Source organism: Zooshikella sp. RANM57, assembly GCF_050749885.1.
In the GTDB taxonomy this organism is placed as follows: Bacteria; Pseudomonadota; Gammaproteobacteria; order Pseudomonadales; family Zooshikellaceae; genus Zooshikella.
This window is the reverse complement of the sequence record NZ_JBOIUB010000005.1, coordinates 21,215-46,441: the sequence shown is the minus strand read 5'-3', so window position 1 is coordinate 46,441 and position 25,227 is coordinate 21,215. Positions and strand designations below refer to the sequence as shown.

Annotated in this window: 22 protein-coding genes; 9 read left to right on the top strand and 13 right to left on the bottom strand. The window is 40.0% G+C overall.

Features of this window, described 5'->3' with window-relative positions:
• Window positions 1-41 precede the first annotated feature (41 nt).
• From ACQ96U_RS12045 to srlA, 7 genes are all read right to left on the bottom strand, one after another.
• Window positions 42-1,373 (bottom strand): phytase, encoded by a 1,332-nt coding sequence (locus ACQ96U_RS12045; RefSeq protein ID WP_431721505.1) that lies wholly within the window; start codon window positions 1,371-1,373, stop codon window positions 42-44.
• Between the two features lie 327 nt (window positions 1,374-1,700).
• Window positions 1,701-2,465, bottom strand: a complete 765-nt coding sequence (srlR, locus tag ACQ96U_RS12040; RefSeq protein WP_431721504.1) for a glucitol operon DNA-binding transcriptional repressor SrlR — start codon at window positions 2,463-2,465, stop codon at window positions 1,701-1,703.
• A gap of 96 nt (window positions 2,466-2,561) precedes the next feature.
• Complete coding sequence (locus ACQ96U_RS12035; protein WP_431721503.1) at window positions 2,562-2,918, bottom strand: transcriptional regulator GutM; 357 nt, start codon at window positions 2,916-2,918, stop codon at window positions 2,562-2,564.
• Between the two features lie 139 nt (window positions 2,919-3,057).
• Complete coding sequence (gene srlD, locus ACQ96U_RS12030) at window positions 3,058-3,834, bottom strand: sorbitol-6-phosphate dehydrogenase (RefSeq protein ID WP_431721502.1); 777 nt, start codon at window positions 3,832-3,834, stop codon at window positions 3,058-3,060.
• A gap of 78 nt (window positions 3,835-3,912) precedes the next feature.
• A complete protein-coding gene (locus ACQ96U_RS12025; RefSeq protein ID WP_431721501.1) occupies window positions 3,913-4,281 on the bottom strand; it encodes a PTS glucitol/sorbitol transporter subunit IIA in 369 nt (122 codons plus the stop codon).
• A gap of 19 nt (window positions 4,282-4,300) precedes the next feature.
• The gene (srlE, locus tag ACQ96U_RS12020) at window positions 4,301-5,287 is read right to left on the bottom strand and encodes a PTS glucitol/sorbitol transporter subunit IIB (RefSeq protein ID WP_431721500.1); all 987 of its coding nucleotides are present in this window, start codon (window positions 5,285-5,287) and stop codon (window positions 4,301-4,303) included.
• Between the two features lie 16 nt (window positions 5,288-5,303).
• A complete protein-coding gene (gene srlA / locus ACQ96U_RS12015; protein WP_431721499.1) occupies window positions 5,304-5,849 on the bottom strand; it encodes a PTS glucitol/sorbitol transporter subunit IIC in 546 nt (181 codons plus the stop codon).
• A 780-nt stretch (window positions 5,850-6,629) separates the two neighbouring features.
• On the opposite strand from srlA, the gene ACQ96U_RS12010 reads away from it, so the two are divergent.
• Window positions 6,630-6,902 (top strand): HPr family phosphocarrier protein, encoded by a 273-nt coding sequence (locus ACQ96U_RS12010; protein ID WP_431721498.1) that lies wholly within the window; start codon window positions 6,630-6,632, stop codon window positions 6,900-6,902.
• A gap of 52 nt (window positions 6,903-6,954) precedes the next feature.
• Window positions 6,955-8,679 (top strand): phosphoenolpyruvate-protein phosphotransferase PtsI, encoded by a 1,725-nt coding sequence (gene ptsI, locus ACQ96U_RS12005; protein ID WP_431721497.1) that lies wholly within the window; start codon window positions 6,955-6,957, stop codon window positions 8,677-8,679.
• An 85-nt stretch (window positions 8,680-8,764) separates the two neighbouring features.
• Here ptsI and ACQ96U_RS12000 read toward each other — a convergent pair whose 3' ends face one another.
• Window positions 8,765-9,133 (bottom strand): diacylglycerol kinase, encoded by a 369-nt coding sequence (locus tag ACQ96U_RS12000; RefSeq protein WP_431721496.1) that lies wholly within the window; start codon window positions 9,131-9,133, stop codon window positions 8,765-8,767.
• A 304-nt stretch (window positions 9,134-9,437) separates the two neighbouring features.
• Here ACQ96U_RS12000 and ACQ96U_RS11995 point away from each other — a divergent pair, with 304 nt between their 5' ends.
• On the top strand, window positions 9,438-9,779 hold the full coding sequence (locus tag ACQ96U_RS11995; RefSeq protein ID WP_431721495.1) for a tRNA-binding protein: 342 nt from the start codon (window positions 9,438-9,440) through the stop codon (window positions 9,777-9,779).
• Window positions 9,780-10,058: 279 nt separating this feature from the next.
• Window positions 10,059-12,830 carry a M16 family metallopeptidase gene (locus ACQ96U_RS11990; protein ID WP_431721494.1) on the top strand — a complete coding sequence of 924 codons (2,772 nt, stop codon included), beginning with the start codon at window positions 10,059-10,061 and terminating at the stop codon, window positions 12,828-12,830.
• A 56-nt stretch (window positions 12,831-12,886) separates the two neighbouring features.
• Here the strand turns inward: ACQ96U_RS11990 and ACQ96U_RS11985 are convergent, their stop codons facing one another.
• Both ACQ96U_RS11985 and ACQ96U_RS11980 read right to left on the bottom strand, forming a co-directional pair.
• Window positions 12,887-13,951: a bifunctional transcriptional activator/DNA repair enzyme AdaA gene (locus ACQ96U_RS11985; RefSeq protein ID WP_431721493.1), complete on the bottom strand. Its 1,065-nt coding sequence runs from the start codon at window positions 13,949-13,951 to the stop codon at window positions 12,887-12,889.
• Between the two features lie 184 nt (window positions 13,952-14,135).
• Window positions 14,136-14,921 (bottom strand): substrate-binding periplasmic protein, encoded by a 786-nt coding sequence (locus ACQ96U_RS11980; protein WP_431721492.1) that lies wholly within the window; start codon window positions 14,919-14,921, stop codon window positions 14,136-14,138.
• Window positions 14,922-15,158: 237 nt separating this feature from the next.
• Between ACQ96U_RS11980 and ACQ96U_RS11975 the strand changes: the two genes are divergently transcribed.
• Window positions 15,159-16,025 (top strand): substrate-binding periplasmic protein, encoded by an 867-nt coding sequence (locus tag ACQ96U_RS11975; RefSeq protein WP_431721491.1) that lies wholly within the window; start codon window positions 15,159-15,161, stop codon window positions 16,023-16,025.
• A gap of 16 nt (window positions 16,026-16,041) precedes the next feature.
• Here the strand turns inward: ACQ96U_RS11975 and ACQ96U_RS11970 are convergent, their stop codons facing one another.
• Entirely contained in the window at window positions 16,042-16,422 is a 381-nt protein-coding gene (locus ACQ96U_RS11970; RefSeq protein WP_431721490.1) for a hypothetical protein, read from the bottom strand.
• 282 nt (window positions 16,423-16,704) lie between these two features.
• The gene (locus ACQ96U_RS11965) at window positions 16,705-17,466 is read right to left on the bottom strand and encodes a hypothetical protein (RefSeq protein ID WP_431721489.1); all 762 of its coding nucleotides are present in this window, start codon (window positions 17,464-17,466) and stop codon (window positions 16,705-16,707) included.
• A 316-nt stretch (window positions 17,467-17,782) separates the two neighbouring features.
• Here ACQ96U_RS11965 and ACQ96U_RS11960 point away from each other — a divergent pair, with 316 nt between their 5' ends.
• Together ACQ96U_RS11960 and ACQ96U_RS11955 are read left to right on the top strand one after the other, a co-directional pair.
• Window positions 17,783-18,055, top strand: a complete 273-nt coding sequence (locus ACQ96U_RS11960) for a DUF3175 domain-containing protein (RefSeq protein ID WP_431721488.1) — start codon at window positions 17,783-17,785, stop codon at window positions 18,053-18,055.
• Between the two features lie 324 nt (window positions 18,056-18,379).
• Complete coding sequence (locus tag ACQ96U_RS11955) at window positions 18,380-19,129, top strand: hypothetical protein (RefSeq protein ID WP_431721487.1); 750 nt, start codon at window positions 18,380-18,382, stop codon at window positions 19,127-19,129.
• A gap of 40 nt (window positions 19,130-19,169) precedes the next feature.
• On the opposite strand, the gene ACQ96U_RS11950 is transcribed toward ACQ96U_RS11955, so the two are convergent.
• On the bottom strand, window positions 19,170-21,854 hold the full coding sequence (locus ACQ96U_RS11950) for a molybdopterin-dependent oxidoreductase (protein WP_431721486.1): 2,685 nt from the start codon (window positions 21,852-21,854) through the stop codon (window positions 19,170-19,172).
• A 418-nt stretch (window positions 21,855-22,272) separates the two neighbouring features.
• Between ACQ96U_RS11950 and nirB the strand changes: the two genes are divergently transcribed.
• On the top strand, window positions 22,273-24,780 hold the full coding sequence (gene nirB / locus ACQ96U_RS11945) for a nitrite reductase large subunit NirB (protein WP_431721485.1): 2,508 nt from the start codon (window positions 22,273-22,275) through the stop codon (window positions 24,778-24,780).
• A gap of 12 nt (window positions 24,781-24,792) precedes the next feature.
• Entirely contained in the window at window positions 24,793-25,191 is a 399-nt protein-coding gene (gene nirD / locus ACQ96U_RS11940) for a nitrite reductase small subunit NirD (protein ID WP_431721484.1), read from the top strand.
• The last annotated feature ends 36 nt before the right edge of the window (window positions 25,192-25,227 follow it).

Sequence of the window (25,227 nt, the reverse complement as noted above, 5' to 3'; positions counted from 1 at the left end):
GAATACCAAAAAATGAGAGAAACAAAAATCAGGGTTCTATTTTAGAACCCTAGTTTTTGCAGTACTTGATGCCAAGAGATGAGTTTAAAGTTGGTGGCTTCGCGAATGAGGTTTTCGTTAAGATAACTTTTTGGACCAGCTTCACCATCATGGACAATGAGTATCCCATATGGAAAATCAGTTCCTAAATAATAAGGATAGGCTGCGAGTCCATCAGTATGTTTGACTTGTTGCTGGTTGGTTCCAAGGATGCTTAATGTTCCAAGTATTTTCACTGGAGAACGTGGGTTTTGATGTTGTGCTAGGCTATATACGACAATACGGTTATTCCCTTGACTGGATGCTAACAGTAAGCGCTGCTGATGGACAAACAGTAACGTTAAGCCTTCTACATCTGCAACTAAAGGGCGGTTTGTGGGTAAAGGTTTAAGCAATTGGCAGCTGTATTCCTCTTCAGTTTCATCCCAGGTTCGTGAATAGGGAATACCAAAACTCGCTACCCGATCAATAAGAATGGGGGCGTGTTTCCCAAAAGGGTGAATACGCCAGATACCGACGTTTTCTTGAGCTGCATATAATTGTTGACTGTGTTTATCGAAGACCATACCTTCTATCTGAGGCAACTCATTGTCATCATTTAAACAAGGCGTCCAGTGTTGGCCATTACTAAGAGTAAATTGACTGGGCAATGATATTTGTTTTTCCAGTTGGTAGGTTAGTAAACCTGAAGTGTTTGGTTGAATTTGAAGGATAGCAAGTTGGCTTTGTTTTCGTTGTGAAACAAAAGCCCATAACTGTTTTTGTTGAGGGTCATAATAACTTGCTAGCCCATAGGCACTGTGCTGCAAAGGTAATGACTCGGGTGTTGAAAAAATCATGGGTACATCAGCAGCTGTTACATTTTTCATTAATCGTTGCTTAGCTGATATTTGTAAAAAACGTAACTTATCCTGCCCACGATCAGTAGTAATCACGATATCAAGAGGTTGTTGATCAAATATTACGGAATGAATGACATCAACGTTGTTATAACGACTACTTGGCGTTTTATTAGCATTAGGCACTATTTGTTGTCTTAACTTTCCATCGAGAGTAAAACTGGCTAAGCCACCTTGTTTTAAGGTACCAATAATTAAACTCTGTGAAGGTTTTTCACTGTTATACCATAGTGCAGGATCATCAGCATTCGCATAACCATTAGCGTTATCGTCAAAAAAGCGTTCAGTTTCGGCGCTTGCGTTAATAGTCCACTCAGAATAAAAAGGGTTTGCGTGAATTGAGGACGCGACTAGAAATAAAAATGTAAAAATGAATATACGCCACAAGAGCACCTCTATAAATAGTGGTTTTACAATATGATGAGTAGTACCCATAAACGATCCCTTGCATACCATGTTCAAAAGGATGTGTTTTTTATAAGCGAGGGTACTGTAAAGTGTTTTTATGACGTGAACATGTATTTAGCTGTGGGAGGGGGGCTGCAAGTGACTTCTTTTTTAAATAGGTCAAATTTGCGCTTGACCAAGGCACTTTGAAAATAAGTGCCTTGCGTAAGTGATCACGCTAACTTGGTATAAAAATAATTGGGGTGAAGAATGGGAGGCTCAATTGTAATGGAGGGTATTATATTAAGCGAAAGATTATTCGCTTAGGTTCTGCTTATGGAATCACAGGTGCACAATCGTTTTTGATTGTTGTGTTCAAACCAGTATGACCTGAACGTTATGCTGTTGTAATGCCTGATAGTCAGCATCATTAATCCCTGTATCAGTAATCAAGATATCAATTTTATCGATAGGGATAACGACATTGGGTGTTTTACGTCCAAATTTACTGGAGTCTGTCACCACAATCGTTTTACGTGCCGCTTCACACATCGCTTGACTGACTTGATAAGCTTCATTAAAAGTTGTGGTGCCTTGTTCAATATCAAATCCATCAGCACCAATAAATAATTTATCAAAGGTAAAGGCGCGAACGGCTTGTTCTGCCAATTGGCTGTGAAAGGATGCAGAGCGTGGTCTAAAGGTGCCGCCGGGCATCAGCAGGGTCATATCACTTTTAAGTGTGGCGGCTTCATTCATAATATGGAGGCTGTTGGTCATGATGGTTAAGGCTACGCGTTCAGCTAGCCAAGGCACCATCTGTAAGGTCGTACTGCCACTGTCTAAAATGATTGAATCGCCATCGTTGACAAGCTCAGCCGCTTTGGCACCAATCCTTTGTTTAATATTCAGGTTAAGTGCTGTTTTTTCATCCATGGAGCGGTCTTCTGGAAGTGGTTTTGTTACGGCTTCAGCGCCACCATAACGTCTAATAATGAGATTTTTTTTTTCTAGATAGCGTAAATCGCTGCGGATTGTCGCACCCGTGATATTAAAGTGCTCAGCCAAATCCTTGACCTTGGTTCTGCCATGGGCTTGTAAGTATTGCACTAGGTTATCTCGACGGGTCTCAGCAGACATAGTGGACTCTCTTGGTGAATTAGTCAGTATAATGTACCTCTTTACTTTCAAAATGAAAATAAAACAATGTATATATTTTCATTTTCTTGATAACTTTCATGGAATTGCCAGTGCACATTTTACGGCTTCTTTTTCATCTGTAGCTAATAGCGCTAAGTCTTGATCACGTAGGGGGAGGCAACAGTTAATGAGATAGTGAAAGGGTCTGGGTCTGGCAAAAACAGTAAAACCTTTCATTATTGCCGCATCAATAATGACGTCATGTTCATTTTGCACAAGTAGAATGATAGTACGTGGGCGCCAGCGGGAAGCTGTTCGGCCGATCTTCAGGTTGCCTTTTTCATTCATGGATTGCACTAGCCGATTAAATGCACGTACTTGAAAAAAACCTAAAAAAATCTGCATTAGCCATGCGCTCAAGGCTAAGACAATTAAAATGTATGTTGGGTCCATGTTGCTTACCTCATTACGCTTAACCTGGTCGTCAAATTAAATGTCTTCTATCAGCTTGCGCAATGCTTTTTAACCATAGGTAGTACTGGTAAGCACTACCTACGACACTCAGTATTCATAATACTGAGTAGCAATGGCTTTAGAACATAACCTGACCACCCGTGATATTGATTGACTGACCTGTACAGTAGCTTGCCGCATCGCTTGCGTAGAACTTCAGCACATTGAGTACATCTTGGTAATCACAGCCTCGTTTTAACGGTACTTTATCAATATAAACCTGCTCAACATCTTCTTCAGGAATACCCAATTTTATTGCGTATTGAGGCAATAGTGATTGAAACATGGGGCTTTTTAGTAGATTGCCGAGCATGAGTGAGTGCACAGTAATATTATGTTCTGCAAGGTCTAATGCGAGGGATTGCGTCAGGCCAATCCCACCAAATTTGGCCGCAGAGTAACCAGAGTTATGCTTGGAACCAACTTTACCTGACTTGGAGTTGATTTGGATGATACAGCCACTGTTTTGGCGAATCATGACCTTGGATACTTCTCGGGCACATAAAAAATAACCAGTGAGATTGACTTGAATTGAACGTTGCCAGGCATCAAGTGGAAAGACATCAATTTTAGAGGCTTGGGCAACGCCAGCGTTATAGACCATTAAATCAATGCGTCCAAATTGTTCATCAGTTGCGCGTACCATCCTTCTCACATCGGCTTCATCAGTCGCATTGGCTTGGATTGCTAATACATGATCGGCACCATGTCGCTCTGCAATTTCTCCTGCGGTATGTTCTGCATTGCTTCCGTTCAAATCTGCAACGGCGACCCGGTAGCCATCATCCGCAAGCCCTTTGCTTAAAAAAGCGCCCAAATTTTGGCCACCACCTACTATTAATGCAACTTTTGACATGTTAGTCTCCTAAACTGCTAGTCTCGCAACCCCCTGCATCGAGCCGCTAACTCAATGATGCAGTGGGGGTGTGAGTTTTTACTTGCTTTCCTCAAAGATAATCTTTGCACCTACATTTAAGGCTTTGGGTGTCTGCCCTTGCACATGTATGGTTCCTGGGTATTCTGCATTTTCAGCACCATCAAAACGAAGGGTGATATGGCCGAGCGCTGCTAGGTTTTGATTGGCTACGTTACCAACAGCCGTTACTGGATAAGCTTCCTGGTCAAGTACCAGCACGTTACCTACCTTGATTTCTGCAGAAAGCTCCGCATGTGGGTGAATAAAACAGTAATCAGCGGCATCTGTTGGTGCATTGTCATCAAATAAAATCATCATGTGATCTTCCAGAGCTTCGCTGGTATAGCTGCCAACACCTGTAATGTGTGTGCTGTACAGAATAGTCATGTGATTTCTCTCCCATCACTTATTGATAAATAAAGAAAGAAACAAACCATGCCATTAAAACGGTCGGTGCGCCTGTCAGGAATCGAGAATAGAGAACTGAGGGAACACCAATTTGGACCGTTTCAGGCTTGGCATTGGCCAAACTTAGCCCTACAGGAATAAAGTCTGCTGCGGCCTGGGCATTGATTGCAAAAAGAGCAGGTAAGGCCAAGTGTGGCGGTATATGACCCAAACCAATTTGCGTACCCACAAGCACACCAATAACTTGGGCGATGACCGCACCTGGCCCAAGGAAAGGGGATAGCAATGGGAACGAACAGATTAAGGCCAGGGTAATGAGGCCCAGTGGACTATTGGCTAAGGGAATTAATGCATGGGCAATGACATCACCAATACCTGAAGCCATGATGACACCAATCAACATGGACACAAACGCCATGAAAGGAATGATGGAGTGCATGACGGTATCAATGGTTTCTCTGCCAGACTGGAAGAACGTTGACATTATACCGCCCATACCAATACCAATTCGCGCAAGTAAGCCACCACTCTGCTCAGAAAGCTTTTTACTCGCGTCGTATTGAGTGGTTGAGGTTGTGGGTGGGGGGGGCGTTGTGTCAGGTTGATCCGTTGTTTGTTCTTGGGCAGTTAATGTTATGTTTTCTGGCCTAACGGCTGATACATAAATGTCTTCGGTAATAAAGTTAGCAAGGGGGCCACTTTTGCCTGTGGCATGGATGTTAATCGTGGGAATACGTTTTTTAGGGTATAAACCACAACGTAGCGTACCGCCACAATCAATAACCACCAAAGCGGTTTTTTCATCACTCACTGAGGTAGCGAAGCCATCAACAGCTTCCATTCCTGTGAGCTTAACCATGTGGTCGATAATGTCGGGTTTGGTTCCTGCGGTGATGTAAACAATTTTTTTATTGGTATCAACCGGGATGGTGAGTGGGCCGCCCCAGCCGCCATTTCCTTTGGTTATATACAATGCTTTACTCATCTCTCAGCTCCTACACTTACATATGTACTTCAGTACTGAGTCGGATATTTTGTTGTCGTTCTACGAAAGCAGTTGTTAAGTCTGTAATCCAGCCTCGGAAGAAGTTAGTGATCATGCCAACTAACAGATAACTAATCGCCAGAGGCCCAAGAGGAAGGTTTAGTTGGGTCAAGCCATTAGCGATACCCAAGTAAACAAATAATTCTCCAGGGTTGATGTGAGGAAAAAGTCCATTCATTGAATGGCAACTGTATGAAGCCGCTGCGTAGTAGGAAGGTTTGTAACGTTCTGGTAAGAACCGACCTAGACTAAGCGTCATTGGGTTCATAAACACAAACGTGCCGATAACGGGCAAGATAAGGTAACGGGAGATGGGGTTGCCTGCACACTTGGCTGCAAGTCTTTCTACCCGATCCTGGCCAATAAACCGGATCAAGGCGTTCATTGCCACCATAAGTGAAATCAGCAAAGGTAAAATGCCGGTCACCATGCCGACAAAAACCTCGCCCCCTTTTTGAAAAAGCCCGATAAACCATTCTGCACCATGAATAATCATATCCATGAAAACACCCTCATTCGAGTTATAGGTTTAAGGGACATATCGTGCCTGCAAAGCTGGCGCGATATGCAGGTATATCACTGACGACTGTGAAAGATCACATCTCTTATCAATCAGTGCCTTAATATTTTCACAATAAAAGTTTAAATGCATCAAAAAGTTTTCAAAATGTGATAGATCAACATTTTTTGTGATCAAAGTGAAAAAAGAAGTTGTTGTTATTAGGTCTTTGAGTTGCGCTGATATGGCTCTCGAAGAGCGAAATACGCTGTATTACATAGAAAAACAGTGTACATCTACTTTGTTGCTTCATTGCCTTAATCTTATTTTGCAGAGTCTGATCATCCTGAGGATAAAGTTAACCCCTGGTGTTCCATGAATAAGACACTGTGCGCATGCTTTAACTTATTCAGGTTAGTTGATGACGCTGTAAAGGGTGTTGACTTAAAGGTCAACCTTTTTAGATCGAGGGTGGATACTGCTTAGAAGTGGCATTGGTAAGGTGCTGTGTTGATGTTGTTATGTCCTTATTATTTAAAAATGAAAATATGTATTTTCAAAATGATTGATCTGAAAGGGTGTTTTTATCACGATTTGAAAATAAAATAGTAGACGTTTGCGGGTTATATGAAAAAATAGAGGTGCAAATTAAGATGAGAGGGGCCGATATCAGGGATTCAGTCTGCCATTGAATGTATTCAAGGTATACTTGACAGATTATCGGATGCGGTAAGCGGCTTTGTTGATTGATAGGGATAGCAAGAGCAGCAGAAGCCGATAACAATGAGACTTAAAAAGATGTACCAGAAGCAAGTTGAAATTGTGGCTGAAAATGGTTTGCATATCCGTCCTGCTGCATTATTTGTTAAAGCAGCAAAAAACTTTGCAAGTGATATTGTCGTTGTTGCTAATGGTAAAGAGGCTAGCGCAAAGAGTTTGGTAAAACTCCAACTTCTAGGATTATCTAAAGGTACGATCATTACAATAAAAGCTGAAGGAGGGGATGAACAACAAGCTGTGGATCAGTTAGTCGGCATGATGGGTGAGCTGGAATAAATTTCGAAAGCCAACTTCCAGAGTATTAACACTGATTTGGAAAGGAAAGGTTATGATAACGGGTATTCCAGTTTCTCCAGGGCTTGCCTGTGGCAAAGTATTGTTGTTAAAAGAAGCTGATGTGGTGATTAACACTCAACCAATTAATGATAACGACATTGAAAAAGAAATAGAGTGTTTTTATGAAGCACGAAGTAAAGCAATTACACAAGTAACACAAATAAAATCGCAAGCACGACAAAAGTTGGGTGAAGAAAAAGAAGCGATTTTTGAAGGTCATTTGATGTTGCTTGAAGATGATGATCTGGCAGCAGATATTATCACCTATATTAATCAAAATAATGCCTCTGCCAGCCTTGCTATTCACTCGATGGTTGAACAAAACATAGCCCTTTTATCACAGCTTGAAGATCCGTATCTCCGTGAACGGGTAACAGATTTTCATGATATTGGTCAGCGGTTGTTAAAAAATGCGTTAGGTCTAGATATCGTTAATTTATCGACCCTTGATGAAAAAGTTATCGTTGTCGCTAAGGATTTGACCCCGTCAGAAACAGCACAAATGGATTTGGACAATGTGCTTGGGTTTATTACTGATATGGGAGGAAGAACCTCTCATACATCTATTATGGCGCGCTCATTGGAGTTACCGGCTATTGTGGGGACTCAAGGTATCACTGAACAGGTACAAAATGGTGATACTGTTTTGTTGAATGCCGTTAATAACACCATTGCGATAAATCCCTCCTCTAAAGAACGGTCACAATTTGAGTATGCACGATCACAGTTTGTTGCAGAGCGGGCAGAACTAGCGGCGCTCAAAACGTTGGCTGCAACGACGTTGGATGGCCATGATGTTGAGCTGTGTGCCAACATTGGTATGGTCAAGGACTGTGAAAGTGCTATGCGTAATGGTGCTGAGGGTGTTGGCCTGTATCGTACCGAATTTTTATTTATGGATCGTCACTCATTGCCTGATGAAGAGGAACAGTTCAAAGCCTATAAACGGGCTGTTGAAGCAATGGCTGGGCGTCCTGTCATTATTCGCACAATGGATATTGGCGGAGATAAAGATTTGCCCTATTTAGACTTGCCTAAGGAAATGAATCCATTTTTAGGCTGGCGTGCTATTCGTATTTGCTTCGATCGAGAAGAGATTTTAACAACGCAGTTACGCGCCATTTTAAGAGCATCTGCGTTTGGCAAAGTACGCATCATGTTTCCAATGATTATTTCTGTGGAAGAAATTCGTAAATTAAAAATCATTATTACAGATTTAAAACAATCATTGCGCGAAACAGGCACAGCTTTTGATGAGCATCTGGAAATTGGGGTTATGGTTGAAACGCCTGCTGCCGCGTGTATTGCCCATTTGCTTGCAAAAGAAGTAGATTTTTTTAGTATTGGTACTAATGATTTAACCCAATATACCCTTGCCATAGATCGAGGTAATGAATTAATTTCAAAGCTTTACAATCCAATGACCCCTGCGGTCTTGATGCTCATAAAACAGGTCATTGATGCCTCTCATGCTGAAGGTAAGTGGACCGGGATGTGTGGTGAGTTTGCTGGAGATGAACAAGCAACAGCAGTGCTTTTAGGTATGGGGTTGGATGAGTTTTCTATGACAGCCAGTAGTATTCCTCGAATTAAAAAAATAATCCGAAGTATTGACTACAGTGAAGCACGACAGTTAGCTGACCAGGTGTTGGTTAAATCTACCACTCAGGAAATTGAAGAAACGATTGCTCTTTTTAACAGTAGTGTGCAGCGCTGATTTCTGGGATAGGATTGATTAACGGTATGGGCGTACTCGTAGCGTGTACGCTCATATTTTCCATTAATGAGTGAATTAATGGAAATCAAAAAACAACGTTGAATAAAATCAAACCCCAGGTCATAAACACCAGTATGAGTGTAATCAGCACTGCCGCTGACCCAGTATCTTTTGCCCGTCCACTTAATTCATGATACTCAGAGCCAATACGGTCAACAACACTTTCGATGGCTGAGTTGAGTAATTCGACAATTAATAATAAAAGTAAACTGCCGATCAGCAAAATACGTTCGACCAGAGTAACATCGAGCCAAATAGCAATAGGTATAAGCACCAGAATCAGTACTATTTCTTGCCGTATTGCCGCTTCATTTCGCCAGGCAGCGATCAATCCCTGATATGAATACCGGGTTGCATTGATAAGACGGCGGATACCGGTTGCGCCTGGTTTCATTGAATACTCCAACTAATAAAAGTGCTCATATATAGGCTAAGCCTATATGTTTCTATAATGTCATGAAAGCAGTGCTTTTTCTACTGCACAACAGTATACATCGTTGATTCATTCCACTCTATTTTATACCCTTCACTGAGACTATAGCTGGATGGAAGCTTCATATAAAAAGTAATATGAATAGGTATAATGTGTAGTGCTTCCTTGCTCTCACAAAAAAATTACTATTTTTAGAGGTGCTCTTATTACAGACCTCATAGGATAAATGGAATAAATTACTTCATCACACAGGAAATAAAAACAAATGTCTGAAACAATAGCTTGGGACGACTTTGCCAAGGTTGAGTTAAGAGTTGGAACGATCGTGGAAGTGCAGCCATTTCCTGAAGCACGAAAGCCTGCGTATATTGTCCATGTAGACTTTGGGCCTGAATTCGGGGTTCGTAAATCCAGCGCGCAAATAACAGACCTTTATACACCTGAGACGTTGATAGGGCGCCAAATAGTCGGTGTTGTTAACTTTCCAGTAAAACAAATTGGGCCGATGCGTTCAGAGTTTTTATTAACGGGCTTTCAGCGTGAAGATGGTGCCGTTGTGATTACTTCACCTGAACAAGCTGTGCCCAATGGTGCAAAATTATGTTAGTGATTTGTTTCAATGCGTTAAATGTATCTGTTTGGCAGACGGGAGGGTGATTTATTAAATATATTTAATTGACTGTTCCTGTGAACTTTTTCAGTGTTAAATAAACCAACCTAAACAGCTCTCAACATAGTGTGTATGTTCATATGTTATCGCCCTTGGTTATGCACAAATAGGCTTAGCTAAGAGGGAACATACGTTTTGTTTTGCTTCATGTGTGGGATATAAAACCCGCTTAAACCCGTCATAAGGGTATGTTTGTTGAAAGACAAGGAGTAATTTATGAAGTTGCGGCTACGTCGCTCAATTCTTTCTATTGCGGTAACGGCGGCTTTATTGCAAGGCTGTCAGTCATTATCCCCCGTAAGTCAACAACAACCTGAGTTGTTGTCGAGTTTGCCGCAGCTTGAATATGAAAAGTTCACTTTGCCAAATGGCTTAACCGTCATTGTTCATGAAGACCGTAAAGCGCCTGTTGTTGCCGTGAATCTTTGGTATAAAGTGGGTTCAAAAGATGAAAAACTTGGTAAAACCGGGTTTGCACACTTATTTGAACACTTAATGTTCCAAGGGTCTGAGCATTATAAAGGAGAGTTTTTTGAGCCTTTTGAGAAGGCCGGCGCTACGATGCAAAACGGAACGACAAATTCAGATCGAACCAATTATTTTGAAACCGTACCAACCAATGCGTTAGATATGGCATTGTGGATGGAATCGGACCGCATGGGGCATTTCTTAGGAAGTATCAGCCAAGCAAAACTGGATGAGCAACGAGGCGTTGTGCAAAATGAAAAGCGTCAAGGAGATAACAGCCCTTATGGCAAAATGTGGGATTTGCTGTTTACTGCCAGTTATCCAGAGGGACACCCTTATTCCTGGGATACCATCGGTTCAATGGAAGACTTAAATGCCGCTTCACTGGATGATGTGAAAACGTGGTTTAAGCGTTATTATGGGCCTTCAAATGCCGTTCTGGTGTTGGCGGGTGATATTGACGTGGCGACGGCGAAAGCCAAAGTCAGTCAATATTTTGGTGATATTCCCGCGGGACCACCACTTGTAAAACCAGAACAATGGGTTGCAAAATTAAAAGAAACCAAGCGTTATACTATTCAGGACCGTGTGCCACAGTCTCGGGTTGCGATGGTGTGGAATATTCCTGCCAGAGATACTGATACTGAACGCCAGCTTGATTTAGTTGCTACCTTATTGGGGGGTGGTAAACAGTCGCCGTTGTATCAGCGTTTGGTACAAAAAGAGCAGTTAGCATCCAGCGTTACGGTATTTAGTTATGCTCGGTTATTAGGTGGCCAATTTGCCATTATTGCTGATGCAAAGCCTGGGGTAGATACCCAGCAGATTGAGTCTGTTATTCAGGAAGAGCTGGATAAAATTAAGCAACAGATACCCGCTAAACACGATATACAACGGGTGATTAACAGTGAAGTTGCAGGTTTTATAGAAAATACAGAAAGAGTCGGTGGCTTTGGTGGTATATCTGATGTACTGGCTGAAAATGAGTTTTATACTCAAAACCCAACGACTTATTATGATCGTTTGCACTATCAAGCAACGCTTGAGCCTGAGGTCTTACAAAAAGCTGCCCGCCAATGGTTGGGCAAGGGCAAATTAGTTGTCACTGTGACACCATTTCCTGAGTATAAGCACGCTAAAGTAGGGGCTGACCGTGCCAAATTACCCAAAGTGGGCGATATTAAGCCGGTACAATTGCCTGACTTCAAAACCTTTACATTAGCCAATGGTATTCAGGTTTCACTGGCTCAACGTCCTGGGACGCCAGTGCTGAGTATGGCATGGCTGTTTGATGCAGGTTTAGCCGCAGAACAAGGATTGCCTTCAGGCATCGCTGATTTAACCTTATCGATGATGCGAGAAGGTACTGAGCATCGGTCTGTCATAGCACTTGAGAATGAATTGGATGAATTAGGTGCGTCGTTTTATTCGTACACTGATATTGACACATCCGTCTTTCAACTGAGTGCAATACGTGATCAGTTTGAGCCTAGTTTGGCGGTTGCGGTGGATGTATTACAAAATCCGGCGTTTAATCAGGAAGATTTTAAGCGTAAACAATCCAATTGGTTGGATCGTATTGCTCAGGAAAAAGCAGAACCCCATAGTATGGCCATGCGTATTTTGCCTGAGCTGCTGTATGGCAAACAACATCCTTACAGTACACCTTGGACAGCCAGTGGCCGAGAGGATGATATTAAAAAGGTAACACCGGCTCAATTAAAGCAGTTTCACCAAACCTGGATCAGACCGGATAACAGTCGGTTGGTTGTGGTGGGGGATATCTCAGAAGCGGAGTTAAAAACAACATTAGAGCGGCAGTTTGCAAACTGGCAGAAACCTGAACACGTGTTGCCACAAAAGCAAATCCCTCAAGTTCAACCCACTAAACAACGCAAGTTGTATTTAGTTGATAAGCCTGATGCCGATCAATCTGTTATTTATATAGGACAGTTAATGTCTATAAATGATAAGAGTGAAATACCACTGCGTATCATGAACGATATTTTTGGTGGACAATTCAGTGCGCGATTAAACACCAATTTGCGTGAAGATAAACACTGGTCTTATGGTGCTTATAGCTATCTGCAGGAAGCAGAAGGGCAGTCTCCCTTAATGATGGTGACTTCTGTACAGACCGATAAAACGATCCCTGCATTGAAGGAAATTCAAAAGGAAATTAAAGGCTATCTTGGTAAGAAACCTGCCACTCAATCAGAGTTGGATAAAATAAAGCAAAACTGGTTACGCAGTCGGGCAGGCGAGTTGCAGACCAATGATGCTGTGTTGAGTTTGATGGTTGGACAGATCCAAAAAGATAAACCTTTGGATGAGTTACACCAGTATGACCAACAAGTGCAGCGTGTGCCATTGAAAGCAGTACAGCAAGTCACACAACAATATTTACATCCTCAAGAGATGATTTGGGTTGTCGTGGGTGATTTGAATAAAATGAAAGGACAATGGCAAAAACTGGGGTTTGATGAAGTAGAAACATTAGACCCTAAAAAGAACCTGTAATACTCGAAATGCTATTCAAAGAAAACACACAGTGAAGGCTTGCCTTCACTGTGTCATTATGTAGTAGCATATTTTTGTTCATGCTCCAATAACCAGCGTTTTCGTTCCAATCCCCCAGCATATCCTACTAGTTTGCCATCTTTGCCAATTACTCGGTGACAAGGAATGATGATGGCAATTCGATTATGGCCATTGGCTGAAGCAACAGCCCGAATCGCTTTAGGGTTATTTAATTTTTCAGCTTGTTGCTGATAACTGGCGGTTTGGCCATACGGAATCGTTTGTAAGCACTGCCATACGGACTGTTGAAATACTGTGCCTGGTGTGTCCAGCGTTACCTTGAACTGTTGTCTTTTCCCAGCAAAATATTCATTAATTTCTTGCTGTGCTTGCTTCATGTAGTCATTCTCACCAGCAATAATGTTTGCTTTTTTTAAGCGTTGCAGGTCTTTAAATTCTGTTTCCAGCATACGACGATCAACAAACTCAAGTAAGCACACACCTTGGTCTGTAGCACAGACAAACATGGGGCCAAGAGGCGTGGTAAAGCGATTGATAAGAATGACATTATTTTGCATAGCGGTACTGTTTTTGGGTGATTTGCCAATAATTTTTTTATAGGTATAACCAAAGCCACTCAAGGAGTCGTAGCCTGCTTCGTAGGCTGTTGCTGTGGCGGTTTTACCCGACTTGAGTTCTTCCAAGGCATTGTTAATACGGTACATACGTTGAAATGCTTGAAAGGTCATCCCATAGTGTTTTTTAAACCAGCGGCGTACACTTTCTGGACTGATTTGATGTTGTTTAAGTTGCCAGTCAGAGACTTTTTCTTTTGGATTATCCCTTACCATCGTAATCGCTTGTTGAACTTGACCTGGCGCTTCATTTGCATTTTCAGTGGGTTTACAGATTTTACAGGGACGATAGCCTGCATCGAGCGCTTCTTTAAATGATGTGTAAAACTCAACATTCTCTCGCTTGGGTTTTCTGGCTCTACAGGTAGCAATGCAGCATATTGAGGTGGTCTTGACCCCAACAAAGAAGATGCCCACAAAACGTGGATCTTTATCTATGAGTGCCTGATAGTAAGTGGCTACTGTCTTGGGATCAGTAACTCGCATTGCTTGGCTCCTGGCTTGTTCTTTATGTTGATAGTAATGGCTTGAAGATTTATCTGGCAACCGAAAACTGGACAAGTATTTTGGTGTTGATGAATGGTGAGGTGGTTAGGGTAGGAGGGGGGGGATCCTTTTCCGGAGGCTTGCTTACCTATGCAATTGCGCTGTGTTCACTAAAACCCTTTGGTTAGTCTTGCATTTGTTGTTCTATCATTTTTTCAGCTTGCTCATAATTTCCATCTGTTTTCATTTGGCGAAACGCTGTGGCTAAAGCAGGTACGAGCTGTTTATGTTTTTTATGTAAGTATAAGTAGGCCGGCTGTTTCTTAAGAATAGGCTGAAGCATTTTGATGCTTGTTAGTCCATTTTTTTTTATGTAAAGCTGAGTAATGAGTTTACTGTAAAGAAGAATATCTATTCGATCACGGTCAAGCATAAATAATAATGATGAAAGATACTCAGATTTATGTACGTACTCAAACTGGCTTAAATGACGGTCAAAAAATTCCCAGCCATTTAAATAGCCGATCCGATATCCTTTAAGCGAATCCCAATCTTTAATTTTAATATTGAGGTTTTTAGTGAAGGCGGCAAGCTGAACTTCCCATATGGGTTCCGGAACGCGTATTAAGTTTGGATAGTAAATATGAATGTTTTTTAATCTTAGCGCGTCGCCATCTGCTTCTCCAGTATTTGCTCTAACGAGAGATCTTTTGGCATATAAAGAATGTATGATGATATCTTTACCAACACGCTTGAACGCTTCTTTATACAGTAGATTCAAAATACCTTTTTGGTCTGGTGTGAAAAAAGGTGCAGCACTTTCTTTCATCGCGAGAGTGAGAATAAGCGTTTCTGCATGTAGGTGAGAATAGAGTAATGTCAGCAAAACAATAATGACTGTTCTTTTTAGAACAGTATGAAAGTAATATTTCATTAGTGCTATATAGCGTAATTCCTTTGATTGAAGCATTAAGTGGTAACTTAGTGTGATCAGCTATTATATTGCTTTAGGGTATCTCTATTAAAGATTAACTATGTTACTAAAGCGAATAGCTTGAGAATACGTTACTTAATATGTTTGACCTCATTGTTAATTGGGTCAACACAAAGGAGCATAACTTATCAGGATTAGAAACAGATTTTAAATATCCATTTGGCCTACCACGCCTATGCTTGGTAGTTTCCGGTATTTTCAGGAATAGTTTAGGTGAAATTTCGGCAGCTTATTTCCATGCTTATATTATGGTTATTGATACCAGGGCATACTTTGGCTGTTGATATTGCTATTTATGCACAATTGAATTTAAAGACAGATCCTCGCAATGAGTATCCAGTGCAACTACTTGAATTAGCGCTTAAAAATAGCGGGGAACCGATTGCTTTGGAAGCGAGTGTAGAAAATTTGCACCAAGGACAAGCGATGAGAATGATTCAAAATAATAATGGAGTCGATGTTGTATGGACGATGACAAGCCAACTACGTGAAAAGATATTATTGCCCATTAAAATTCCTATTTACAAGGGACTGATTGGTTGGCGATTGTGTATCATTCATCCCCAAAATAAAAGCATATTTGCTTCAGTTAAATCGCTTTCAGGTCTCTCTGATGTGACTTTCGTTCAGGGACATGATTGGCCTGATACTAATATTTTTAAATTTAATCGGCTCTCTGTAACAAGTGTTTCAAATTACCAAGCAATGTTTGATATGGTTTTATTTCGTCGGGTGGATGCATTTCCGAGAGCGGTTATTGAAATATGGCCAGAGCTAGAAAGTCACAAAGATTTACAAGTAGACAGTCACTTACTCATTCGCTATCCTGCAGCGGTTTATTATTTTGTTAACCGAAAAAATCAAAAGCTATATAATGCGATTATGATAGGGTTGAACAAAGCTATTATCAATGGAGATTTTAATCGACTGTTTAATAATTTTTATTTGAATGCTATTCAGCGTGCGAAACTAAATAAACGAAGAGTAATTAACCTTATCAATCCACTTTTACCAAAGAATACGCCGTTAGATAAACAACAGTTATGGTATAGAAGTTCCTTTCTCGATGACGATGAATAACATCGCTATATCGATATTATTTAGTATTGTATTTTTGACGTCGATTGAGATTTTTTTGGGTGCCTGAATGTTCTCTTCCTGGGCGAACCCAAGCAATATCGTGAGTTGATGCTAATGTCATATGTTTATCTCGCTCACTATCAGTACAGAAACCTCCAATAGTTTTAAAACCTAAGTTATTTCTTGGCGTCGTGTGCATATGATAAACCGTGACAGCATCAGTTTTACTAAGGAGGTATTGTTGGGCAAGGACGTCAGCCCCACGAGCATCCCCCATGATAAAGGTTTCATTTCGCGCAATGGCTTGATCTATAGCGGGGCGATAGTGAACATTGAACTCAGTTTCACTGAGATCAAGGTGCCCACTAATAAAGTTTACATTTGTTATGTTTTTCATTCAAAAGTGTGAGTGCATTGAGTTGATACTTTTTATAGCCTGTAGAGCCTCACTAAGAATAATGATTTTTGGTTGTGAGGGCAAGTAAGTACTGTATAAGGTATACTTGAGGGCTATGAGTAGAGCTGACATGGCAATCAAGGATAAAAACAGCAATCAAGAATTAAAAGAGTGGAGAGGATAATCGTGTGTACTCAATCAGAAAATGCCAGAGACAAAACTACGTCTTCTGGCATATACCCTAAAAATGATTCGTAAAGGGTTTAGAAGGTTAAATCTATGTTACTTGATATCTAAAGTAGAGGTAATTGTATTCAGGTCAGAATGGCTAAGATCAGTGTAATTCCAAATAAATAAACCACCAAGATGCTTACTGGTGACCTGTTGTAAGAAAAAGTCCAGGTTTTCACTGTTAAGGCCTGCAGGGGTTAGTGCCAATACCACTTTTTTGCAGTCGCCAACCAGTTTAATGGTTCTATCGACAGCTGATGGTACATTGGCTTTTATTGTTGGCATGTCCCACATAGCCGCTGCATAACACATAAGGTTGAATCGGTCACATACATTAGCGTTGGCGAGGGCGGTAACGTTGTCGTTGATTATTTTACCTGCTGCACTTTTATCTGGATTATTGTAATCCCATCCAGCAAGAAGTGTATAACTTGTGCTTTTACCTTGCCCCAAATCTTGCATAGTACTGATAATGTTTTTGACATTCATTTGGCTTTCATCATCAAAATCAACACCTTGCCAGCCATTTATATTCGCAGCATTAACGATTTGGTTGATGTCTTTACTGGTGGCTGGCATGTTTTTTGGCCCTGCGCCACCACCACCGTATGTCCATAAAACCTTTCCATTTTTGCAACTGGGTGCATGTTGCTCTTTTGGACTCCAGCACCAGCTGGGAGGTGGTTCTGTGGTGGGTGAGCCAGATGTTAACCATGCTAAATTGGTGATCATTCCATACATTGTGTAGGAAAAAAGAGGGTTAGGCGGATTTTTTAAGTCTTGAGTCCATCCACCAATAATGTAATCACTCATTTATCGTCATCCTTGTGGTAATAAATGAAAGGATTTTATCATTTGAAAAGTAGCTGCCCTTGTAAAAGTTGATGTTAATTTATAATGAATGTTTTTACATTGTATTATTTTGCTGTAATAAATATGCAACTATAACTAAGCATAAAAATTCGTAAAGGGCCTATATAGTGTAACTGGCAGTCGACTAGAAGTGGCCAATAAACTAACATGAGGTTAACTTACATAAGTCCATAGACTAAAATTATTATTATCCTATTTATGAAAAATTGTTGTCTGGAATAAAATTTAAAGTCAATGGCTGTAATGGTAAATATTAGTGGCGAATAAAAAATGGTCTGCAAAGGTAACGCGTGAAAGTCATGCTTTAGCGCTTGAAGAGGGGGTATTTACCTGGGATGACCCCAAACGAATAGCGATGTCACTTAAAAAGTCAGCCGATGAAAGTACACAACGCAAAGGAACACCATTTCGCTCAGCTATGTCTATGTTGGTTTTTTATATTAATCGTGCAGGCGAAAAACTTAATGCTGAGCAGAGACAAGTATTAGAAGAAGCAAAAATTGAATTGCGTAAGTTGTATGGTAGATGATTTTTCGATGGCAAAATAATCAATGTAAATTCGGTGAGTTACTGTCATTAAACAATATCTGTAGTTTATAGTATTTCTCTATTCTTTTTGTAGTGTTATAACGATAGACTATGTGTTGTTATGTAGGTAATAAGGGCAATCTATACTTATACTAGTTAAGAGATAATAGTGCAAGCGAGTACCTAAAGCATTAACTGAATAAAGATGTTAGTTTCTAGTGTAACGATGGAATCTTTAGAAAGATTTTGACAGAAATATGATGAAATAATAATGTTTTTGTGATGTTCACTCATATTCTCATAAATTAATTTATTGGAGGAATATATGAACATTAACTGGAAGGAAATCGTGTTTATAACGGTGGCTGGAGGGATAGGAGGATGTTTATCTCTTGTGTACTCAATTACAGTAGGAAATCCCCCAACAGTTGAATTACCGGTAGGTATATTGGCGTATATTTTTTTAGGGATGGGGGCTGGATTTTTAGGGGTATACGTTATAGCGAAGACGGATACTTCTCAGTTTGCACATGCCTTGGGGTTTGCCATAGCATGTGGTTTGTCGTGGGCCCCGATAATGGATGCTTCAACTGCTCTTATCAAGCAGAATACGGAGAAACAACTCGCTCATGAAACTGAATACCTTTCAAAAAAAGTAAAAATAGAAAAAGAAAAGGTGAAAGATGCTTCTGGTGATAACTTGAGTGTTATATCGGAACGTATTGGTGAGTATTCAGAACAGCTGGCAAAAATAGTTGACTCGGCCAATGCGGTTGAAACAATTAGTAAGGCTAATCATGTTCTTTCAAGTATTGGTGAAGTCGTAGCTCAGATAAATGAACGAGATAAAAAATTAGCCAGTATAACGCAAAAGAAAATATATGGTGTTATTGCTAATGTAAATGCAAAGTCAGTTGCGAATTTAGATATTCCATTGTCTTTGAAACCGAAGTCGATTTTTAATACTGAATGGCCTGTCAGTGGTTATCCTGCTTATCGAATGGCCATTGGAGTACTTGAAAAAGAAGGTTCAGATAAAAAGGTACTTATTATTCAGAAAGAAGGTGAGGGATAGTTTAATAATAACCTAAAATACTTGGGCCTGTTAACAAACCCTAAGTTGATTGACGGTGAGCATTGGCCGCTAATAGTATTTCTATTTCTGGTATACATGATCCACACACACTACCTGCTTGAGTGGCTGAAGCCACGGCTTTGACAGTTTCCAAATGATGCTTGTTAATTGCATTACAAATAGTCTTATGCCCAATTTGTTTACAAGCACAGATTATTTTACCTTGGGTTAACTCATCTATTGCATTACCTGACAACAAGCTTTGTTGTATATGTACGTGAAAATTGGTTGTCAATATTTCATTTAACCAAGTAAAGTCACTCTGATTAAGTTTAGGCGCTATAAAGAAGCATGCTTGAAGTTGCTGATTTCGAATAAAACTGTACCGATGTAATTGTCTTGTATTATTGTAGTATTCCAGGCGAGAGCAACTTTTTAATGAATTTAGTTGGGCTAATAATAAGGCAAGCGTTTTTGTTACAGGCTGTTGACTTGCTATCCGATAAAGATACCCATTCTTAATATGTTGCTTAACCCAATATTCAAATTTTTTTTCTAGTTGAATATTTTGTTGAGAAATAATAATGGCTTCACTTTGGTAGTTCCAAGGAGATATGGTAATAGGTGTGAATTTTAACTCTGGCTGCCCTGATAGAGGATCAACATGAGCATTGATGAGTTTTCCTATTTGTCCATTACTCGATAAAACATGTGTCCAATGGATAGGCATAAAAATTTGCCCTGGTTTTACTTCTTCTGTAATACACGCTCTAGCAATAACAGTTCCTTGCGTGCTGCTTATTCTCGCTAGCGCTAAATTAATGATGTGTTGTGTGTAAGCATCAACAGGATGAATATTTATAAAGGGCTCTGGTATATGTGTGCTTAATCTTGGTGCTAAGGCTGTGCGGGTCATGGTGTGCCATTGATCACGAATACGACCCGTATTCAGTATAAAAGGGAAGTTCGTATCAACGGTAGAGGCTGGAGCCTTAAATTGAACAGCAATAAATTGTGCCTTTTTAGAAGGCGTATAAAACTGGCCATCATCAAAAAATCGCTTATTCTTTGTTGAAGGATGCGGTGTTAATTGATTTGAAAGAGTAGTGGGCCATTGTACAGGTGCTAAGCTGTTGTATTCATCATCATTTAAATTTGTCAGAGCCGCAAGGTTTAGATCTCGACTACCATTGTTTTTAAATGCGGTGAGTTGGGCATATTCTTTGAAAATATCAGCTTCCTTGGTGTAATTAAAGGCGTGGTTAAATCCCATTTTTTTTGCTACTTCTGTAATAATCCACCAGTCTGGTTTTGCATCACCTGATGCTTTTTTTAAGGATCGTTGGCGAGATATCCGTCGCTCTGAATTAGTGACAGTGCCTGATTTTTCACCCCAACTAGCCGCTGGTAGTAGTATATTGGCATACTGATTAGTGTCTGTTTCCATCATACAGTCAGAAACGACCACAAATGGACAGGCTTTTAATGCCGATTTTACTAACTCAGTATGGGGTAGACTCACAGCAGGGTTGGTCGCCATAATCCAGATTGCTTTTATTTTGCCTGAAGCAATCGCATCAAATAATGCGACCGCTTTTAATCCAGGCTGTTTGACAAGCCGTTGAGTTTGCCAAAATTGACTGAGTAATTCATGATGTTGTGGGTTTTCAAACTCTAGATGAGCTGCTAACGTATTGGCCATACCACCGACTTCACGACCACCCATGGCGTTTGGTTGGCCCGTGAGTGAAAATGGTCCACAACCAGGTTTTCCTATTTTTCTGGTAGCTAAATGACAATTGATAATACTATTGACTTTATCTGTACCACAACTTGACTGATTTATGCCTTGTGAGTAAAGCGTAACAATATTATCTGTTTCTGCAAACCAATGATAAAATTGCGTGAGAATATCGGTGGGTACACCTAGCGTGCTTGCGAGTGATTCATGACAAGTGGTTTCAGCTTTTGCGGCATGCAAAGCGCTGTTAAAGCCTTCTGTATGGGCACTAATAAACTCACTATTTAGTTTATGTACTTTATCTAAATAGTGAAGTAATCCATTAAATAACAGCACATCAGTGCCTGGCTGAATAGCAAGGTGTAAATCGGCTAGTTGGGTAGTGACGGTACAACGCGGATCGATTAAAACAACTTTTAACGTGTTATTTTGTTGCTTTGCTGATGATATCCGTTGGTATAAGACGGGGTGGCACCAGGCAAGATTAGAACCCGTTATTATAATGAGTTCTGCTTTTTCTAAGTCTTCATAACAACCTGGCACCGTGTCACTGCCATAGGCTCGCTTATGACCGGCTACGCTAGATGACATACATAAACGTGAATTAGTATCAATGTTAGCGCTTCCAATAAAACCTTTCATTAATTTATTTGCAACATAATAATCTTCAGTGAGAAGTTGGCCTGACAGATAAAAACCAATTGCTTCAGGACCATATTTGTTGATAATTTGCTGAAAAGTGTCTGCTACGGTGGTTAATGCTGTGTCCCAATGGGTTACTTGTCCTTCAATCTGTGGATGAAGTAGACGCCCTTGATCAGTAACGGTTTCTCCTAATGCCATTCCTTTGGAGCAAAGGCGTCCAAAGTTAGCAGGGTGTTGTTTGTCTCCTCTTACAATCACTTTATTATTCTTTACTCGAGCTTCAACACCACATCCTACACCACAAAATGCACAGGTGGTTTTAATCCAATGATTATCCACAATATATATCCACTTAAATTAAAATATATCTTTCACTGCGTAAGATATTTAATATTTTCTAAGCAAGTAATAATCCAGGTTTAACTTATGAGTACTCTTTACCGCATATACATTCATGCCAAGAGGTTTTATCATTTCATGACCTTGTAGCTTTTCTTATATTGTTGGCTGAATTTTATGCTTAGTCTTAGCGCACAATGCACTACTTTGGTGATAAATGAATCGTTGGATAATGTTTATTCACTAAATGCTGATAAATAACATAATCAGGTATTCTGTGGGTTGTAATGAATCTAACTCATACTAAATATACTGGCATTAACTTTGCTCAACTACAACTAATAAGCGATACAGTGGCTGACACATTTAAAATAAGTCGCTCGATGTATTGAACTTTTTTGGCGAGCGGGTGAAGAAAATGAATATGCAAAAAATTGTAATTATTGGTAATGGCATGGTAGGGCATGAGTTTATTAGGCAAATGCTTGCTCAGCCAGATGCAAGTCAGTTTACTATGACAACGATTTCCAATGAACCAAGACTAGCCTACGACAGAGTGCAATTAAGCAGCTTTTTTTCTGGAACCTCGGTTAAAAAGCTTATGTTAACTGATGAAAATTATTATAAAGAAAACAACGTTGATTTTATTTTAAATGAAAAAGTTGTTGCGATAGATAGAAGTAAAAAACAAGTATATACAAACAGTGGTTTATGTAAAGAATATGATAAGCTTATATTGGCCACAGGCTCTTACCCCTTTGTTCCACCCATAAAGGGTAATGATCAACCTCATTGTTTAGTTTATCGAACCATAGAAGATTTAGAGCGTATTAAAGTTTCGGCTGAGTCGAGTAAAATTGGTGTGGTGATCGGTGGTGGTTTATTGGGCTTAGAAGCTGCGAATGCTTTGAAACAGTTGGGATTGAAAACGCATGTGGTGGAGTTTGCTCCACAATTAATGGCCATTCAGCTTGATGAAAATGGTGGTGCTTTACTGAAACGAAAAATAGAAGCACTCGGCGTGTCTATCCATACGGATAAAAGCACTAACGTCATCTCAACAGGAGAAAATGCGCGTTATCGAATGACGTTTACTGACGGTAGTCATTTAGAAACAGATATGATTGTTTTTTCTGCAGGTATTCGGCCTTTTGATGAGCTAGCGCGGCATTGTGCGCTTGAAGTAGGAGAGCGAGGCGGCATTGCTATTAATAACGTATGCCAAACCAGTGACCCCAATATTTACGCCATAGGTGAGTGTGCATTATGGAATAAAAAAATATTTGGTTTAGTGGCCCCAGGCTATCAAATGGCTAGAGTTGTGGTATCTCATATTACTGGAGGTAATGAGCAATTTTTAGGTGCTGATATGAGCACTAAGCTCAAACTATTAGGCGTAGAAGTGGGTAGTATTGGTGATGCACATGGATATACGACAGGTGCACAATGCTATAGTTTTTGTGATGAAACTGAGCAAGTGTATAAACGGTTGGTGGTTTCCAGCAGTGGGAAGAAACTATTGGGCGCTATCCTCGTGGGTGATACAGAAGATTATAGTAATTTGCTGCAGTTATATCTTAATGGCATTGATTTACCGCAATCTCCAGAACAGCTACTGATTCCTTCCCATGATGTAAGTTCTACTCCGGTATTAGGGGTGGATGCTTTACCTGAAAGTGCTCAATTATGTACTTGTTATAGTGTATCTAAAGGGGATATCCAACAAGCAGTGCTGCAGGGTTGCTGTGATATGGCAGCGATTAAATCAAGTACATCTGCCTCTACTGGTTGCGGTGGTTGCTCCGCGTTAGTCAAACAAGTGATGGATAGTGAATTAGCTAAACAGGGAATCACGGTTAATAATCACTTATGTGAGCATTTCAGTTATACCAGACAAGAATTAGTTGATATTATTCGTATTCAAAAAATTAAAACATTCAATTGTCTTCTCACCCAATATGGTAAAGGTCTAGGCTGTGATATATGTAAGCCAACCGTTGCCTCAATACTTTCTTCTTATTGGAATGAATATATTTTGAAAAAAGAGCATGTCGGTCTTCAAGACACCAATGATGCTTTTCTTGCTAATTTACAAAAAAATGGTAGTTATTCCGTTGTGCCTCGTATACCAGGTGGCGAAATAACACCGGATAAATTAATAGCCATTGGTAACGTGGCTAAACAGTTTAATCTGTACACTAAAATTACGGGTGGTCAGCGAATTGATTTGTTCGGTGCTGCGTTACATCAATTACCTGCAATATGGAAACAACTCATTGATGCAGGGTTTGAAACAGGGCATGCCTATGGTAAGGCTATGCGAACAGTAAAATCTTGTGTCGGTACCAACTGGTGTCGTTATGGTGTGCAAGACAGTACCAGTATGGCTATTGCCATTGAGGAACGCTATAAAGGGCTACGTTCGCCTCATAAAATAAAAATGGCAGTATCCGGTTGTACTCGAGAGTGTGCGGAAGCGCAGTCAAAAGATATTGGTGTGATTGCTACTGAAAATGGATGGAATTTGTATATCGGTGGTAATGGTGGAATGCGGCCACGTCACGCAACCTTATTTACGAAGAATTTAGATAACCAAACGTTAATTTGTTATATTGATCGAATTTTAATGTTTTATATTCGTACGGCAGATCGTTTGCAACGTACTTCTGTATGGCTGGAAAATATGGAAGGTGGTATTGATTATTTACGTAGTATTGTGATTGAAGACAAGCTAGGTATTTGTGATGTTTTAGAACAAGAAATGGTTGATAGTATTGCCAAATACCAGTGTGAATGGCGTACTACTTTAGAAAATTCAGAAAAACTAAAACGTTTTAAACATTTTATTAATTCAGATCAGCCCGACGCAAATTTAATTTATTCAACAGAAAGAGGACAAATAAAACCCAGGGCTATAGAGTATTAAGGTTAAGAAATAATGAGCATAGTACCAACAACGAATTTAGTAGGCGATAATATGGCTAGCCTATTGTTAGATGATAGGCAACAAAAGTGGGATTATTTATGTGACTTAAATGATATTCCTCAAGATTCCGGCATTTGTGTGTTCTACCAAAATCAGCAAATTGCTCTATTTTATATTAGCAGAATAAATAAAGTTTATGCAGTATCAAATTATGACCCTATCGGTAAAGCCAATGTGATTTCTCGTGGTATTATTGGCTCTATTGATGAACAATTGGTCGTTGCATCACCGCTGTTTAAACAGCATTTTAATTTAACCACTGGTGAGTGTATAGAAAATCCAGACGTTTGCTTGAAAATATATAATGTTAGGGTTTTTGATGATCTTGTTAAGATCAATGATTCTATTTGAGCTACTCTCTACTATTTATTTTTAGGTCGGATAACA